We start from the raw sequence: 17,095 nt of genomic DNA, 5'->3' as shown, positions 1-17,095 counted from the left end.
AAGAACGCTTAAGCGTATATTAAAAAGCTGACCTCACTATACTCCCGGCAGGGAGCACAATTCTAAGACAGGTGCATAAAAGCAGCGCATTTGTGTTATTTTTCAACATCAGCAATTGCGGGCATCAACTTGACCTGCGGGGCAAAAGTTGATGGCGTTATTTCAACGGCAGACAAAGAGCACAGGGATGCGATTAACCACCAAACTTTCCGCAATGATGACGTTCTTAAGCGCACTGATCATGATCATGATGCTGGTGGGCGGCATTGCGAGCTTTTATTACCTCAGTGATATGCGTGCAGAGCAGCGCTTGCAAGACGTGGCCGTCGATATCGACCGGGCGCTGGATAAAGAGTCTCCCGAGCAAATTTCCCGCTGGTTGCCGCAGGTGATGGGACCTTTACAGGTGCTACGCATCACCTTTATACAGGATCGGCGGCCCGGACTGATGGTCAGTCGTCATCAGGATGCGATGTTGGATGACGAACCCAATCGCTATCGGCAATCCCGCATTGTCCTGAAAAATCATCCCGGCATTTCGCTGCATATTATCTGGATCGACACCGCAAAAACCTGGCTGAATTCGTTTTTTGGCGCATCAATATCCATCCTTATTTTGCTGGCTGTGAGCGTGTTAATGCTGGTGTTATTTATCTCGCATCGCTGGCTTTACCGACAGCTTCAGGGAATGGAACGGCTTGAGAGACGCGCGGAAAGAGTGATTAAAGGCGAAAGGAAAACGGTCGCACGGGGATCGGTCCACGAATGGCCGCCTAAAGCCAGTAGTGCACTGGATCTGCTGCTTTCTGACCTCCAGGAAGCGGGCGAGCAACGTAACCGGGTTGATACGCTTATTCGTGCGTTTGCCGCTCAGGATGCGATGACCGGCCTGAACAACCGCCTGTTTTTTGACAATCAGCTGGCGACCATGCTGGAGGACAACGAAATCACCGGCGCGCATGGCATGGTGATGATGATCCGTCTGCCGGATCTGGACACGCTGCGCGATAACTGGGGGCACAATGAAACCCGGGAATACCTGTTTGGGCTGGTTAATCTTCTTTCTACCTTTGTGATGCGTTATCCAGGTGCGCTACTGGCGCGCTATTTTCGTAGTGACTTTGCCGTCTTGCTTCCTCACCGCAGCCTGAAAGATGCCGACAGTATTGCTTCGCAGCTGATCAATGCGGTTGATGCGTTGCCGCCAACGCGCATGCTGGATCGCGAGGACATGATCCACATCGGCATCAGCGCCTGGCACAGCGGACAAACCACGCAGCAGGTAATGGAAAATGTAGAGCAGGCCACTCGTCAGGCGACGCTGCTTGGCGGGAATAGCTGGTCGGTTGGCGAAACGCCCGAGCAGGATCTCAGCCGGGGTAGCGTGAAGTGGCGGACACTGTTGGAAAACACCCTCAATCGTGGCGGGCCACGCCTTTATCAAAAACCGGCTGTGACCCGGGAAGGTCAGGTGCACCATCGCGAAATCATGCCGAGAATTTTCGATGGCGAAAAAGAGCTGTCAGCGGCGGAATTTTTACCGCTGGTACAGCAAATGGGCATGGCTGAAGGCTACGATCGCCTGTTGGTCAGCCGCACATTATCGCTGCTTTCCGTCTGGCCGTCCGAAACGCTGGCTATTCCCCTGACGGTTGATGCGCTGTTGCAGCGTCCCTTCCAAATTTGGCTACGCGATGTACTGTTGCAATGTCCAAAGATCCATAGAAATCACATTTTATTTGAACTTGCAGAAGCAGATGTGTGTCAACACATCAACCGCTTGGGTAACGCGTTTCGTTTGCTGAAGGGATTTGGCTGTCGGATTGCCATTTACCAGGCGGGCGTCACTGTTGTCAGCACGGGGTATATCCAGCAGCTGGAGGTCGAGTTGATCAAGCTGCATCCCGGGTTGGTGCGCAATATTGACCAACGTACAGAAAACCAGCTTTTTGTCCAAAGCCTGCTGGAAAGCTGTAAGCGAATGCCGACTCAGGTTTACGCTGCGGGGGTCAGAACGCGTAGCGAGTGGCAAACCCTCACAGAGTTGGGGGTTTGTGGTGGGCAGGGCGATTTTTTTGCACCCTCACAGCCGTTAAGCAGCGATGTGAAAAAATATTTGCAAAGATATAGAGTTTAGTCTGCCGTTAAGCAGGATTTCACGTAGAATAGCCGCGCGGCTGTGGTGCCGGCTACGGTTGACTGGGTAATCCAGAGACACCCGAATTTGTTAGATTTTATGTGCGTTATGTCCGTATAGCAGCCTTGAAATGATAGCGAAAACCCTGGTAGCAAGTCTTTTGTTCGCTACAGGCTTTTGGGGTTGTGACTCAGGCGAGAGATAGCGTGATTTTTCACCGAAGTAGAACGTTTTTGCGCCTTGTCGCTGCTTCGTGTGGTTGGTAAAGTAAGCGGATTTTATTTTCCGCCCCCAGCTAGCAGGATTATCCTTCAGTATGTTTAAAAAATTCCGTGGCATGTTTTCTAATGACTTGTCCATCGACCTGGGTACAGCCAATACCCTGATTTATGTGAAAGGGCAGGGCATCGTACTTAACGAGCCTTCCGTTGTTGCCATTCGTCAGGATCGCGCCGGGTCGCCAAAGAGCGTGGCTGCCGTGGGTCATGATGCGAAACAGATGCTGGGACGTACGCCTGGCAATATCGCGGCTATTCGTCCAATGAAAGATGGCGTCATCGCCGACTTCTTTGTGACTGAAAAAATGCTGCAACACTTTATCAAACAGGTTCACAGCAACAGCTTTATGCGCCCAAGCCCGCGCGTACTGGTGTGTGTACCGGTTGGTGCAACTCAGGTAGAACGTCGCGCAATCCGTGAATCTGCGCAGGGCGCAGGCGCACGCGAAGTGTTTCTGATTGAAGAACCGATGGCAGCGGCAATTGGCGCAGGCCTGCCGGTTTCTGAAGCGACCGGTTCAATGGTGGTGGATATCGGTGGCGGTACTACCGAAGTGGCCGTTATCTCCCTGAACGGCGTGGTGTATTCCTCTTCCGTACGTATTGGTGGTGACCGCTTTGATGAAGCCATCATTAATTATGTGCGTCGTAACTACGGTTCACTGATCGGTGAAGCGACCGCCGAACGCATTAAGCACGAAATCGGCTCCGCTTACCCGGGCGATGAAGTGCGTGAAATCGAAGTGCGTGGCCGTAACCTGGCTGAAGGTGTGCCGCGTGGATTTACGCTGAACTCCAACGAAATTCTGGAAGCTCTTCAGGAGCCGCTGACCGGTATTGTTAGCGCGGTGATGGTAGCGCTGGAACAATGTCCGCCAGAACTGGCTTCCGATATCTCTGAACGCGGTATGGTTCTGACCGGCGGTGGCGCGTTACTGCGCAACCTCGATCGTCTGCTGATGGAAGAGACCGGTATTCCGGTTGTGGTAGCCGAAGATCCGCTGACCTGTGTTGCTCGCGGTGGCGGTAAAGCGTTGGAAATGATCGACATGCACGGCGGCGATTTGTTCAGCGAAGAATAATTTGCCTTAAAGGAGTGCAGGAGCCCCTGCACTTCTTGTTAATGATGTCGAGGAATACGCCGAGTTTATGAAGCCGATCTTCAGCAGGGGACCTTCCCTGCAATTACGCTTATTTTTAGCGGTTGTTGTGGCGATAGGCGTGATTGTCGCCGACAGTCGTATGGGCGCTTTCAGCCAGATACGCACCTACATGGATACGGCGGTCAGCCCTTTCTATTTCCTGGCCAACGGGCCACGTCAGATTCTGGACAGTGTTTCTGAGACACTGGCCTCTCGCCAGCAGCTTCAGCTGGAAAACAAAGCCTTACAACGCGAACTGATGCTGAAAAACAGCGAGCTGCTGATGCTCGGCCAGTTTAAGCAGGAGAATGCCCGCCTGCGTGAACTGCTGGGATCGCCGCTGCGTCAGGACGAGCACAAAATGGTCACTCAGGTGATCTCTACCGGTACCGATCCCTATACCGACCAGGTGGTTATTGATAAAGGCAGCATGAATGGCGTGTACGAAGGCCAGCCGATTATCAGTGATAAAGGCGTGGTCGGGCAGGTGGTTGCCGTGGGTAAAATTACCAGCCGCGTCATGTTGATCTGTGATTCATCCCATGCCTTACCTATTCAGGTGCTGCGAAATGATATTCGCGTCATCGCTGCTGGTAATGGCTGTACGGAAGATTTGCAGCTTGAGCATCTGCCGGGCAATACGGATATCCGGGTCGGTGATGTGCTGGTTACCTCCGGCCTTGGCGGACGCTTCCCGGAAGGTTATCCGGTCGGCGTAGTCTCGTCGGTGAAACTGGACACGCAACGTGCCTATACCGTTATTCAGGCGCGCCCAACGGCTGGCCTGCAACGCCTGCGCTACCTGCTTTTACTGTGGGGCGCGGATCGTAACGGTACAATGCCGATGGCACCGGATGAAGTTCATCGCGTGGCTAACGAACGCCTGATGCAGATGATGCCACAGGTCTTGCCCGCGACGAATGAACTGATGGGACCGCCAGCGCCAAATCAAACTGAGGTGCCAGCGGCGTCTTCTGGCGCGGCTACCGCGCCAGCTTCGCGCGGAGGTCGCCCTTGAGCAGCTATCGCAGCCAGGGACGCTGGGTGGTCTGGCTCTCTTTCCTGGTCGCGCTGGTTCTGCAAATCATGCCCTGGCCTGAACAGATTTATATGTTCAGGCCTTCCTGGCTGCTGCTGGTGTTAATTTACTGGGTACTGGCTTTACCTCATCGCGTGAATGTCGGTACAGGCTTTGTGATGGGATCTATAATGGATCTTATTTCCGGCTCGACGCTGGGCGTGCGTGCTCTGGCTTTCAGTATCGTCGCTTATCTGGTGGCGTTTAAGTTTCAGCTGTTCCGTAATCTGGCGCTCTGGCAACAGGCGCTCATGGTAATGGTGCTTTCGCTGGCGATGGATGTCATTGTATTCTGGGCTGAATTCTTAGTCATTAACGTCTCGTTTCGACCAGAAATTTTCTGGAGTAGCGTCATAGACGGTATTTTGTGGCCCTGGCTGTTCTTGCTGATGAGAAAAATACGCCGCCAGTTTGCCGTTCAATAAGGAAGATTATGGTATCCCTTTATCTGGCCTCTGGTTCTCCCCGCCGCCGTGAATTGCTGACGCAGCTTGGCCTGCGTTTTGAACGTCTGCAAACGCAAGTTGAAGAAGAAAAACGATCGGATGAACAGGCTGAGGCCTATGTCCGGCGTCTGGCTATTGAGAAGGCGCTGGCCGGCGTAGCGGTAGCGGAAAAAGATTTGCCGGTGCTGGGTGCAGACACCATTGTCGTACTGAATAATGACGTGCTGGAAAAACCGGCCGATGAACAGGCGGCGGCGGAAATGTTAGCTAAACTCTCCGGTCAAACCCATCAGGTAATGACCGCAGTAGCGCTGGCCGATGCATTTCAGCAGTTGGATTGCCTGGTGGTTACTGAGGTGACATTCCGTAATCTGAGTGCTGAAGATATCGCAGCTTATATCGCCAGCGGCGAACCCATGGATAAAGCTGGCTCTTATGGCATTCAGGGACTGGGCGGCAACTTTGTCAGAAAAATTAATGGAAGCTACCACGCGGTAGTAGGCTTGCCTCTGGTTGAAACGGCCGAGCTGTTCAGCCAGTTCCAGTCGCTGCGTGAGGTGAGGGAACAACATGACGGCTGAACTGCTGGTAAACATCACGCCATCTGAAACGCGCGTTGCCTATATCGATGGCGGCATTTTGCAGGAAATCCACATCGAGCGCGAAGCGCGCAGAGGGATTGTAGGCAATATTTATAAAGGACGCGTCAGCCGCGTACTGCCAGGCATGCAGGCCGCTTTTGTTGATATCGGGCTGGAAAAAGCTGCCTTCCTGCATGCGTCCGACATCGTTCCCTACACCGAATGCGTTGCGGGTGATGAGCGCAAAAACTTTGCCGTACGTGATATTTCTGAACTGGTTCATCAGGGACAGGATTTGATGGTGCAGGTGGTGAAAGATCCGCTCGGCACCAAAGGCGCACGTCTGACTACCGATATCACTTTGCCATCACGTTATCTGGTCTTTATGCCTGGCGCTTCACACGTTGGCGTTTCCCAGCGTATTGAAAGCGAAGCAGAACGTGAACGACTGAAGGCTGTCGTCTCATCCTATTGTGACGAGCTGGGTGGCTACATCATTCGCACGGCGGCAGAAGGTGTGGGTGAGGTTGAGCTGGCCTCGGATGCCGCTTTCCTCAAGCGCCTGTGGACTAAAGTCATTGAACGTAAAAAGCGCAACAAGACGCGCTGCCGTCTCTACGGAGAAGTGGCCCTGTCGCAGCGTATTCTGCGCGACTTCGCCGGCGCGGCGCTGGATCGCATTCGTATCGATTCCCGGCTGAGCTGGGAGCATCTCGTTGAGTTCACTGGCGAATATATTCCTGAGATGACCGAAAAGCTGGAGCTGTATACCGGGAAACAGCCGATTTTCGACCTGTTTGATGTTGAAAACGAAATCCAGCGCTCGCTTGATCGTAAGGTCGAGCTGAAGTCCGGCGGCTATCTGATTATCGATCAAACCGAGGCGATGACCACTATCGATATCAATACCGGCGCGTTTGTCGGCCATCGCAACCTTGATGAAACCATCTTCAACACTAATATTGAAGCGACGCAGGCTATCGCCCGACAGCTGCGTTTACGTAACCTGGGCGGCATCATTATCATCGATTTTATCGATATGAGTAATGAAGACCATCGTCGTCGCGTGCTGCATTCGCTGGAACAGGCGCTGAGTAAAGATCGGGTAAAAACCGGCATTAATGGTTTCTCGCAGCTTGGGCTGGTGGAAATGACCCGTAAGCGCACGCGGGAAAGTATTGAACATGTGCTTTGTCAGGACTGCCCGGTTTGCAAAGGACGCGGCACGCTGAAAACGGTCGAAACCGTCTGCTATGAGATTATGCGTGAGATCGTGCGTGTGCATCATGCTTATGATTCAGATCGCTTCCTGGTCTATGTTTCGCCTGCTGTCGGCGAGGCATTAAAAACAGAAGAATCACACGCGCTGGCAGAGGTGGAAATTTTTGTCGGTAAACAGGTGAAAGTACAAATTGAGCCGCTCTATACTCAGGAGCAGTTCGACGTCGTTATGATGTAATAAAAGCGGGCGGGCGTGATTGCGTCCGCTGAACATTTCTGTACGTTTAGGTACACTACAGGTTCTGCACCTTGTCCGATCCCGCTGGCGGGTTGAGAAGTTTGCGTGCTTATTGTCCGTTCTCGCGGAAGACAAGGAGAGGTGTGTGAGGCAATTGCCGAGGATTCTGCTACTAACCGGCGCAATAATCGTGGTCGTTATTGCGCTACTGGTCAGCGGCCTGCGTCTGGTAATGCCGCATATGAACAGCTGGCGCGAACCGATTTTACAGCGCCTCTCTTCCGCCATTGATATGCCGGTAAATGCCCGCGAGCTGAACGGCCGCTGGGAAAATTTTGGCCCGGTGCTGGAGGTTAAATCCATCCAGGTTGGGCTGAAAGATGGCGGTAGCCTGAAGGTGGATCGCCTGACGCTGGCGCTCGACGTGTGGCAGTCTTTACTGCATCTGCGCTGGCAGTTCCGTAATCTCACTTTCTGGCAGCTGAATCTTCTTACCAATACGCCTTTAACAAGCGGCAGCGACAACAAAGTTCAGCTGAAACCAGGACAGTTCAGCGATCTGTTCCTGCGACAGTTTGATCATTTCGATCTTCGTCAGAGCCAAATCAGTTTCCTCACGCCTTCCGGGCAACGTGCCACGCTTGATGTTCCGCAGCTCACCTGGCTAAATGAAAAAACGCGTCACCGTGCCGAAGGGCTGGTCAGTCTTTCCAGCTTTACGGGGCAACACGGCGTGGTGCAGGTGCGCCTCGATTTAAGCGACACCAATGGCTACCTTGATACCGGTCGAGCCTGGATACAGGCAGACGACGTCGATGTTAAGCCCTGGCTGGGACAATGGATGCGCGATAACACCACGCTTAAGAGCGCGCGCTTCAGTCTTGCTGCCTGGATGAGTTTGAAAGAAGGTGAAGTCTATGATGGCGATATCCTGCTAAAACAGGGCGGCGCAAACTGGCAGGGCGACAGGCGGCCCCATCATCTGGGCGTCAATAACCTCTCGGCGCATATTGCACGACACGACAGCGGCTGGCGTATTGAAGTGCCGCAGACCAATTTTAACACCGACGGCCAGCAATGGCCGAAAGGGCGCTTTTCACTGCTGTGGCTCCCGGAGAAAGATCGGCTTCCTGGGCCCGATCGCGCTGAGGAAATTCGCGTTCGCGCAACCCGGCTGGATCTGGGGCGTCTGGACGCTTTCATTCCGCTGTTCTCCAAACTTACGCCAACCCTGCTGGAAAACTGGCGTGCATTACAGCCGCAGGGGCAGCTTAAGATGCTGGCTGCTGACATTCCCGTTAAGCAGCCCGAGCAAAGCCGTTTTCAGGCCAGCTGGCAGGATCTGAGCTGGCAGCATTGGGAAACGCTTCCCGGTATGGAACACTTCAGCGGTTCGGCTTCCGGTTCTGTGGCTAACGGGCAAATCACGCTTGGCGTAAATCAGGCTACGCTGCCTTACGGCACGACGTTCCGCGCGCCGCTCGAAATCGAGCGGGCCAGTGGTTCAATCGACTGGCAATATGACCAGAACCATTTGCAGCTGGCTGGTCATCAGCTGGACGTGAAAGCCCGTTCTCTGTGGGCGAAAGGCGATTTCAGCTATTCACAGGCCAAAGGCGAAGCGCCAAACTTAAGTATCCTTGCCGGTATCAACGTTACTGACGCAGGCGATGCCTGGCGCTACTTCCCGGAACCATTGATGGGGAAATCGCTGGTGAACTACCTGAGCGGGGCGATCAAAGGTGGCCAGGTTCACAATGCCTCACTGATTTTCGCGGGTAATCCCCATCTTTTCCCGTTCAAACACAATGACGGTATGTTTGAAGTTTGGGTGCCGCTGAAGCAGGCAACTTACCAATTCCAGCCCGGCTGGCCGGATTTGCAAAACCTCGACATCAATCTCGATTTCGTCAATGACGGCCTGTTTATGAAAGCTGATCAGACCTTACTGGGCAAGGTTGAAGGCAAAAATATCTCGGCTGTGATCCCGGATTATCTGAAAGAAAAGTTGATAATCGATGCGGATATCCACGGTGCAGGTACGGAGGTTGGCCGCTACTTTAACCAGACGCCACTGAAATCGACGCTGGGTAGCGCACTTGAACAGCTTCAGGTTGGTGGCGATGTAAGCGGTCGCTTACATCTTGATATTCCCCTGGACGGCAAGCTGGTCACGGCCAGCGGCGACGTCAATCTGAACAACAATTCGCTCTTTATTAAGCCGCTTAGCAGCACTATCAAACAGCTTTCGGGCCAATTCACTTATAACAATGGCAATTTGCAAAGTGGGCCACTGACCGGAAGCTGGTTCGGCCAGCCGATTGATGTCAGCTTTACGACTGAGGAAGGCAAAAAGGATTACCAGATTGGCGTTGACCTGAAAGGCAACTGGCAGCCCGGCAAAATGGATGTCGTGCCCGCGGCATTGCGTAATAAGCTTGAGGGCAGCGCCAGCTGGCAAAGTGATGTACAGATTAATCTGCCGCACAGCGGCGACGCAGATTATCGAATTACGCTGAACGGTGATTTGAAGAGTGTAAGCAGTCGCTTACCTTCGCCGCTAGATAAACATGCGGGTCAGGCCATGCCGGTTACGGTAAAAGCTCAGGGTAATCTTTCTGCATTCAGGCTGAGCGGCGTTGTTGGGGACGATCATCGCTTTAACAGTAACTGGTTACTGGGCAAGCAGCTTCGCGTTGACCGAGGCATTTGGGAAAACCATGCTCAGACGACGCCCGCGCTGCCAGAAAACGAAGGAATGGTACTGAACCTGCCGCCGCTGGATGGCGAAGCCTGGCTGGGACTGTTCTCAGCCGGTTCAGCCGGTTCAGGGAGCAGCCAGAGCGCCACTGGTCGGGCTTATATTCCTGGCGATATTACCCTGCGGACGCCAGCGCTAACGCTGGCAGGCCAGCAATGGCATGATGTCGATGCAACGCTAAGCCAGACGGTCTCTGGCGATACCCAAATTGAGGCTAAAGGCCGTGAGCTAAATGGCAAACTGATGATGACCCAGCATATGCCGTGGAACGCCCATCTTAGCTACCTCTATTACAATCCTCAGTGGCCTTCGCAGGATGGCAACTCACCGTTGCCGGGTGATGCGACCACAATTAATTTCAGCAGCTGGCCTGAGTTAAATATTGCCTGTGATGAATGCTGGCTGCGCGGGCAAAAATTTGGCCGCATGCAGGCCAGTTTACGGCACAGCAGCGATACCCTGACGCTACAGAACGGATTAATTGATACCGGCAGCTCGCGCCTGAAGGTTGAAGGCGAGTGGGTTAACCGTCCTGGCGCGCAGCGTACCGCGCTGAAAGGGACGCTGAGCGGTAAAAGCATCAATGATGCGACCAACTGGTTTGGCGTCAACTCGCCGCTGCGAGACGCACCTTTCGATATCCATTACGATTTGCACTGGCAGTCGGCACCCTGGCAGCCATCCGCAGCAACGCTGAGCGGCCTTCTCAAGTCGCATCTGGGCGCGGGACAAATTGCCGATGTGAATACGGGACGCGCCGGGCAGCTGCTCCGCCTGGTCAGTTTTGACGCGCTGCTGCGCAAACTGCGCCTCGACTTTACCGACACCTTCAGTCAGGGGTTCTACTTCGACTCTATTAACGGCACGGCGTGGATTGATAAAGGCGTTATGCATACCGATAACCTGCTGGTTGATGGTCTGGAAGCGGATATCGCTATGAAAGGCAAAATCAATCTGGTGCAGCGGCAGATCGATATGGAAGCGGTCGTTGCGCCAGAAATCTCCGCCACCGTGGGCGTTGCGGCCGCCTTTGCGGTCAATCCCGTCATCGGCGCTGCCGTTTTTGCTGCCAGTAAGGCGCTGGCTCCGTTATGGAATAAAATTTCGGTGCTGCGCTATCACATTTCCGGGCCGCTCGACAAACCGCAAATTGATGAAGTTCTGCGGAAACCGCGGGAAAAGAGCGCGAAGTGAATTTGACGTGACCGGGGAATTGCCTCAGGCTATAGAGATGCAACGCCAGCGGTGACTGGCTCCTCCAACAGAGCGAGAATTCATGAGTCTGAATCTGGTCAGTGAACAGTTACTAACTGCTAATAATATCAATCAACAAGATCTCTTTTCCCTTCTTGGGCAGCTCTCTGAGCGCAAGCTGGACTACGCAGACCTTTACTTCCAGTCCAGCTACCACGAATCCTGGGTGCTGGAAGATCGCATCATTAAAGACGGCTCCTGGAACATCGATCAGGGCGTGGGCGTGCGTGCGGTCAGCGGCGAAAAAACCGGTTTTGCTTATGCAGACCAGATTACGCTGAATGCACTGACGCAGAGCGCAACGGCAGCCCGCAGCATTGTGCGTGAGCAGGGCAACGGCAAATCGCATACGCTGGGTGCCGTTATGCACCGCCAGCTTTATCCGACGGTTGATCCACTGCAAAGCCTGAGCCGCGAAGATAAAATCGCGCTGCTGCATCGCGTGGATACGGCTGCACGCGCGGCCGATAAGCGCGTGCAGGAAGTCAGCGCCAGCCTGAGCGGCGTTTATGAAATGGTGCTGGTCGCCGCCACTGATGGCACGCTGGCTACCGATGTGCGTCCGCTGGTTCGCCTCTCCGTCAGCGTTCAGGTAGAAGAGAACGGCAAGCGCGAGCGCGGTTCAAGCGGCGGCGGCGGTCGTTTCGGCTATGAATTCTTCCTCGCGGACGAGTCTGGTGAAATCCGTGCCGAAGCCTGGGCTCGCGAGGCGGTGCGCATGGCGCTGGTTAATCTTAGCGCCGTTGCAGCCCCGGCAGGCACCATCCCGGTTGTCCTCGGCGCGGGCTGGCCTGGCGTTCTGCTGCATGAAGCAGTAGGACATGGCCTCGAAGGTGACTTCAACCGCCGTGGCACCTCCGTCTTCAGCGGGCAAATGGGCCAGCTGGTGGCTTCTGAGCTGTGTACAGTGGTTGATGATGGCACCATTGAAGGACTGCGCGGATCGTTAGCGGTAGATGACGAAGGTGTCCCGGGTCAGTACAACGTACTGATTGAGAACGGTATCCTGAAAGGATACATGCAGGATAAACTCAATGCGCGCCTGATGGGCGTTAAGCCTACCGGCAACGGTCGTCGTGAATCCTATGCGCATCTGCCGATGCCGCGTATGACCAACACCTACATGCTGGCAGGAAAATCCACCCCGGAAGATATCATCGCCAGCGTAGAATATGGCCTCTATGCGCCGAACTTTGGCGGCGGCCAGGTAGATATCACCTCCGGCAAGTTTGTCTTCTCAACTTCAGAAGCCTATCTGATTGAGAACGGCAAGGTGACCAAACCGGTGAAAGGCGCAACGCTGATCGGTTCCGGCATTGAAGCGATGCAGCAGATTTCCATGGTCGGTAACGACCTGGCGCTGGATAAAGGCGTGGGCGTCTGCGGTAAAGAAGGGCAGAGCCTGCCGGTTGGTGTCGGTCAGCCAACGCTGAAGCTGGACAAGCTGACGGTGGGAGGTACGGCCTGATAATCAGCCTACCCTAAGCTGTTCATGGTCAGGGAATGTGCTAAAAAGCATTCCCTGACGCACCGCCGCTATGCTAAATCCCTCACTCCTGCCGGTACTCCTGATACACATCCGCCACCTTATCGAAATAGTCTGACAGATAGTTGATGCAGACCTGAACCTTGAGCGGCAGCTTATCTTTCTGCGTATAAACCGCGTAAACCGGACGCGGATCGGACTGATAATGTGCAAACAGAATTTCGATCTTGCCCGCGTTAATCTCTTCTATTACCCACATCAGCGGCACGTAGGCAATCCCCGTTCCGGCCACCAGCCAGCGGATCAGCGTTTGTGAATCGTTGGTAGCGAAGCGGCCCTGAGGTGAAAGCCGAATGGCGAGGCCTTCTGGCGAAGTCAGTTCGAAGTCGTTATCCGGCCTGACGCTATATTCCAGCCAGGAAAAATTACTGATGTCCGAGGGTTTGTCCGGCGTTCCGTGCTGCGCCAGATAGCTTTTTGCCGCACAGACCACCATCGGCATGGAACCCAGGCGGCGTGAAAACAGGCTGGAATCGCGCAGGGCGCCTACCCGGATCACCAGGTCCAGTCCGTCGGCAATCAAATCCGGCGCAGGGATACCGGTGACCAGGTTTACCGTCAGGCCAGGATGCTCTTTGAGCATTTCTGACGTCATGTTTGCCAGCACATTCTGCGCCATAGTGGATGAGCTGCCGATACGCAGCGTGCCGATGGGCGTGTTATTAAACGCGTAAAGCTGTTCATGTACCTGCTGCGCTTCAGACATCATCCGACGGCAGCCCTGAAAGTAGATTTTACCGGCTTCGGTCAGCCCGAGGCTGCGTGTGCTGCGGTTCAGCAGTTTTACCTGCAACTCATCCTCCAGCCGGGCAACAATCTGACTCACGGCGGAGACGCTCATTTGCAGCTGATTGGCCGCTGCGGTAAACGAACCCAACTCGACAACCCGTGCGAAGACGGACATACCTTTCATTCTTTCCATTATTAACTCTGGCTTAAAAGTGATTTAGATCACATTTGGTAGAAAACAGATAGTCAGCCGCGTTACTATAGCATTGCCGGGTTACCATTCCGTAACTCAACTCGCCATTATGCTGGCTCCTGAATACGCTATTATTCATAGAGCGCCGGTGATGATAATCAATCTGACATTATCAACCTGTAAAGCAGAAGCCGCCCTGCAAGGGAGGTGGTTTGTTGCGTTTGACGAGCGGAGCGCCTGGTAAACTGACAAGGATAAGAGATGAGTGTGCTTCCGGTTATTGTGATCTTTGGGCTTTCCTTCCCGCCCATATTCTTTGAAATCATTGTGTCATTGATGCTGTTCTGGCTGGTGCGACGTCTGATCACGCCTACCGGAATCTATGACCTGGTCTGGCATCCTGCATTGTTTAATACAGCTCTCTACTGCTGCCTGTTCTACCTGGTTTCCCGATTGTTTGTCTGAGGTCATAGTGAAAGCGTTAACAAGAAAAATTTCCCGGTTCGCCATTACCATCATTCTGGTCATTATTGCGGTTCTTCTTATCTTCCGTGCCTGGGTGTTCTACACCGAATCCCCCTGGACGCGAGACGCTAAATTTAATGCTGACGTAGTGGCCATTGCGCCAGACGTAAGCGGCCTGATTACCGATGTTCGCGTACGTGACAACCAGCTGGTGAAGAAAGGCCAGGTCCTGTTTGTGGTCGATCAGCCGCGTTATCAGCAGGCGTTGAACCAGGCCGAAGCGGACGTGGCTTATTATCAGGCGCTGGTCAGTGAAAAGCGTCGTGAAGCCACACGCCGTAACCAACTGGGCGTTTCAGCGATGTCCCGTGAGGCTATCGAGCAGGCAAATAATGATTATCAAACCACCGAGCATCAGCTGGCGAAAGCTGTCGCCACGCGTGACACGGCCAAACTGGATCTTGAAAGGACCGTGGTGAAAGCGCCGTCAGACGGCTGGGTGACTAACCTTAACGTTTACGGCGGCGAGTTTATTACCCGCGGATCGACAGCCGTCGCGCTGGTTCAGCAGCATACCTTCTACGTGCTGGCCTATATGGAAGAAACCAAGCTGGACGGCGTGCGTCCGGGCTACCGTGTTGAAATTACCCCGCTGGGCAGCAACCGCGTGCTGCATGGTACCGTCGACAGTATCGCTGCGGGTGTCACCAACAGCAGCAGCACCGTTGACAGCAAAGGTATGGCGACCATCGACTCCAACCTTGAATGGGTGCGTTTGGCACAGCGTGTGCCGGTGCGTATTCATCTGGATCAGCAGCCGGGCAATCTGTATCCATCCGGCACCACGGCGACGGTAATCATCACCGGCGAGAAAGATCGCCAGTCGGGCGAGATGTCACCGATGATGAAGCTGATACATCGTCTGCGCGAGTTCGGCTAAGCCTATGTTGTGGTATCGTCTGCGATTTCCGATCAAGCTCACTTTTGCCATTCTGCTGGCGCTGCTGATCGGTTTTCACTTCAATCTGGAAACGCCTCGCTGGGCGGTAATGACCGCCTGTATCGTCGCAGGCGGTACGGCTTTCGCAGCGGGTGGCGATCCTTTTTCTGGCGCGCTGCGTCATCGCGGCCTGCTGCGTATTGTCGGCACTTTTCTTGGCTGTATTGCCGCGCTGACGATTATGATCGCCACCATTCGCGCGCCCGTCGTGATGCTGCTGCTTTGCTGTCTGTGGGCCGGTTTTTGCGTCTGGCTCTCCTCGCTTATCAAAGTCGAAAACTCCTATGCATTGGGACTTGCAGGCTATACCGCGCTGATTATCGTGGTCAGCGTGGATGCCAACGGTTCTTTGCTGCTGGCACCGCAGTTTGCCGTAGAACGCTGTAGCGAAATTATCATCGGCATCGTTTGCGCCATTCTGGCCGACATGCTGTTTTCACCTCGCTCAATCAAGCAGGATATCGATCGCGCTATCGATGGCCTGCTGGTGGATCACTATAAGCTGATGCAGCTTTGCGTGGCGCATGCCGACAAAGAAGAGGTGGATAAAGCCTGGACCGGTCTGGTACGTCGCACTGCCGCACTGAACGGCATGCGCACCCATCTGATGATGGAATCCGCACGCTGGCAGAACGTTAACCGGCGTTTACAGGCGCTGAACACGCTTTCTCTGACGCTGATTACCCAGGCTTGCGAAACGTTTCTCATCCAGAACACCCGCCAGGAATATGTCCCGCCGCAGTTTCATCTCTTCTTCGAAAAACCGGTCGACAATATTGGTGATATCCACAAGCGGATGAAGATCATGCGGCGGGTCATTACCGCCAGCGGCAGTAAAAATACGCCGGTGACGATCCGTAATTGGGTGGGGGCCGCGTCACGCTATCTGCTGCTGATGAAAGGGATCCACACCAACAGCAGGATCAGCGGGATGGAAGAGGGCGTGCTGGCGGGTGAGCCGGTGGTAAAAATGCGCTCGGCAGAAACGCGTCACGCCTTGATCAACGGGATCCGGACGTTTGTGGCTACCTCCATCGGTTCACTGTTCTGGCTCTGGAGCGGCTGGACTTCAGGCAGTGGCGCAATGGTCATGCTGGCGGTGATTACCGCGCTGGCAATGCGCATGCCGAATCCGTTAATGATGGCGAAAGATTTTCTGTACGGCATGGTGGTCGCTATTCCGCTGGGATCGCTCTATTACATGGTGCTGATGCCCGCGACGCAACAAAGTATGCTGTTGCTCTGTATCATACTGGGCGTGATGGCGTTTATCGGTGGCTTACTGATTCAACGTCGGCAGATTGGCACGCTGGGCGCGCTGGTGGGAACCATCAACATCCTGACGCTGGATAACCCGATGACCTTTAACGTCAGCGCATTTCTGGATAACGCGTTAGGGCAGGCCATTGGTTGTTTTCTGGCCTTGTTGGTCATCCTGTTAATCCGTGACACGTCGAAAGCACGTATCGGTCGCACGTTGCTTAATCGCTTTATGTATTCTGCGGTGGCGGCGATGACTACCAATCAGGCAAGGCGGCGTGAAAATCATTTGCCCGCGCTTTATCAGCAACTGTTTATGCTGTTGAATATCTTTCCTGGCGATGTGGATAAATTCCGCGTGGCGCTGACGCTGATTGTGGGGCATCAACGTTTACGTGATGCTGAGATCCCGGTTAACAGCGATCTTTCTGCATTCCATAAGCAGCTTCGTCACACTGCCGACCATGTGATTGCGGCAAGAAGCGATGCAAAACGCCGCCACTATTTTGAGCGCTTGCTGACCGAACTGGATATCTATCAGGACAAGCTGCAACGCTACGAAGCGCCACTCGGCGTCACCGAACCGGTACAGCGCCTCGCCCACGTGCTGAAAAAATACCAAAACACGCTGATTCAAATCTGAGTGCCGGGAGTTCAGCCAGTCGTCACAGATTTTTGGCACACTCAAAGCGCGAGGAACAGGGGCCCGGAACAAAGCGGCCTGGGCCATGGACGGCCCAGGCCGAGCTGGCAGGGACGCCGCTTT

At 54.2% G+C, this 17,095-nt stretch carries 12 protein-coding genes; 11 read left to right on the top strand and 1 reads right to left on the bottom strand.

All coding sequences use genetic code 11. The features are described from left to right. The first annotated feature begins 187 nt into the window (after positions 1–187). From csrD to tldD, 8 genes are all read left to right on the top strand, one after another. Positions 188–2,137 carry an RNase E specificity factor CsrD gene (gene csrD / locus EHV07_RS20900; protein WP_147200046.1) on the top strand — a complete coding sequence of 650 codons (1,950 nt, stop codon included), beginning with the start codon at positions 188–190 and terminating at the stop codon, positions 2,135–2,137. Between the two features lie 316 nt (positions 2,138–2,453). Continuing rightward, positions 2,454–3,497 (top strand): rod shape-determining protein MreB, encoded by a 1,044-nt coding sequence (mreB, locus tag EHV07_RS20895; RefSeq protein WP_003855260.1) that lies wholly within the window; start codon positions 2,454–2,456, stop codon positions 3,495–3,497. 67 nt (positions 3,498–3,564) lie between these two features. Further along, positions 3,565–4,575 (top strand): rod shape-determining protein MreC, encoded by a 1,011-nt coding sequence (gene mreC, locus EHV07_RS20890; protein ID WP_147200045.1) that lies wholly within the window; start codon positions 3,565–3,567, stop codon positions 4,573–4,575. Then, positions 4,572–5,060 carry a rod shape-determining protein MreD gene (gene mreD / locus EHV07_RS20885; RefSeq protein ID WP_147200044.1) on the top strand — a complete coding sequence of 163 codons (489 nt, stop codon included), beginning with the start codon at positions 4,572–4,574 and terminating at the stop codon, positions 5,058–5,060. The genes mreC and mreD overlap by 4 nt, the downstream gene beginning before the upstream one ends. 8 nt (positions 5,061–5,068) lie before the next feature. Continuing rightward, positions 5,069–5,662 carry a nucleoside triphosphate pyrophosphatase gene (locus tag EHV07_RS20880; RefSeq protein WP_147200043.1) on the top strand — a complete coding sequence of 198 codons (594 nt, stop codon included), beginning with the start codon at positions 5,069–5,071 and terminating at the stop codon, positions 5,660–5,662. Then, positions 5,652–7,121, top strand: a complete 1,470-nt coding sequence (rng, locus tag EHV07_RS20875) for a ribonuclease G (RefSeq protein ID WP_147200042.1) — start codon at positions 5,652–5,654, stop codon at positions 7,119–7,121. The genes EHV07_RS20880 and rng overlap by 11 nt, the downstream gene beginning before the upstream one ends. A 145-nt stretch (positions 7,122–7,266) precedes the next feature. Beyond that, positions 7,267–11,076 carry an AsmA2 domain-containing protein YhdP gene (yhdP, locus tag EHV07_RS20870; RefSeq protein ID WP_147200041.1) on the top strand — a complete coding sequence of 1,270 codons (3,810 nt, stop codon included), beginning with the start codon at positions 7,267–7,269 and terminating at the stop codon, positions 11,074–11,076. An 82-nt stretch (positions 11,077–11,158) separates the two neighbouring features. Further along, positions 11,159–12,604 carry a metalloprotease TldD gene (gene tldD, locus EHV07_RS20865; protein WP_147200040.1) on the top strand — a complete coding sequence of 482 codons (1,446 nt, stop codon included), beginning with the start codon at positions 11,159–11,161 and terminating at the stop codon, positions 12,602–12,604. Between the two features lie 82 nt (positions 12,605–12,686). Here the strand turns inward: tldD and aaeR are convergent, their stop codons facing one another. Beyond that, positions 12,687–13,604: an HTH-type transcriptional activator AaeR gene (gene aaeR, locus EHV07_RS20860; RefSeq protein WP_147200039.1), complete on the bottom strand. Its 918-nt coding sequence runs from the start codon at positions 13,602–13,604 to the stop codon at positions 12,687–12,689. Positions 13,605–13,865: 261 nt separating this feature from the next. Here aaeR and aaeX point away from each other — a divergent pair, with 261 nt between their 5' ends. The 3 genes from aaeX to aaeB are packed head-to-tail and all read left to right on the top strand — an operon-like array spanning position 13,866 to position 16,972. Then, a complete protein-coding gene (gene aaeX / locus EHV07_RS20855) occupies positions 13,866–14,069 on the top strand; it encodes a p-hydroxybenzoic acid efflux pump operon protein AaeX (RefSeq protein WP_024966634.1) in 204 nt (67 codons plus the stop codon). Positions 14,070–14,076: 7 nt separating this feature from the next. Continuing rightward, the gene (gene aaeA, locus EHV07_RS20850; protein WP_147200038.1) at positions 14,077–15,009 is read left to right on the top strand and encodes a p-hydroxybenzoic acid efflux pump subunit AaeA; all 933 of its coding nucleotides are present in this window, start codon (positions 14,077–14,079) and stop codon (positions 15,007–15,009) included. A 4-nt stretch (positions 15,010–15,013) separates the two neighbouring features. Next, complete coding sequence (aaeB, locus tag EHV07_RS20845; protein ID WP_147200037.1) at positions 15,014–16,972, top strand: p-hydroxybenzoic acid efflux pump subunit AaeB; 1,959 nt, start codon at positions 15,014–15,016, stop codon at positions 16,970–16,972. The last annotated feature ends 123 nt before the right edge of the window (positions 16,973–17,095 follow it).

The organism is Pantoea sp. CCBC3-3-1 (assembly GCF_007981265.1).
Lineage (GTDB): Bacteria > Pseudomonadota > Gammaproteobacteria > Enterobacterales > Enterobacteriaceae > Erwinia.
Note: the sequence above shows the minus strand (reverse complement) of the source record. Positions and strands in the feature narration are given on the sequence as shown.

Coding starts and splice junctions, on each gene's coding strand:
- csrD (WP_147200046.1), top strand. CDS start 188: ATGCGATTAACCACCAAACTTTCCGCAATGATGACGTTCTTAAGCGCA.
- aaeR (WP_147200039.1), bottom strand. CDS start 13,604: ATGGAAAGAATGAAAGGTATGTCCGTCTTCGCACGGGTTGTCGAGTTG.
- tldD (WP_147200040.1), top strand. CDS start 11,159: ATGAGTCTGAATCTGGTCAGTGAACAGTTACTAACTGCTAATAATATC.
- mreC (WP_147200045.1), top strand. CDS start 3,565: ATGAAGCCGATCTTCAGCAGGGGACCTTCCCTGCAATTACGCTTATTT.
- mreB (WP_003855260.1), top strand. CDS start 2,454: ATGTTTAAAAAATTCCGTGGCATGTTTTCTAATGACTTGTCCATCGAC.
- aaeX (WP_024966634.1), top strand. CDS start 13,866: ATGAGTGTGCTTCCGGTTATTGTGATCTTTGGGCTTTCCTTCCCGCCC.
- aaeB (WP_147200037.1), top strand. CDS start 15,014: ATGTTGTGGTATCGTCTGCGATTTCCGATCAAGCTCACTTTTGCCATT.
- rng (WP_147200042.1), top strand. CDS start 5,652: ATGACGGCTGAACTGCTGGTAAACATCACGCCATCTGAAACGCGCGTT.
- EHV07_RS20880 (WP_147200043.1), top strand. CDS start 5,069: ATGGTATCCCTTTATCTGGCCTCTGGTTCTCCCCGCCGCCGTGAATTG.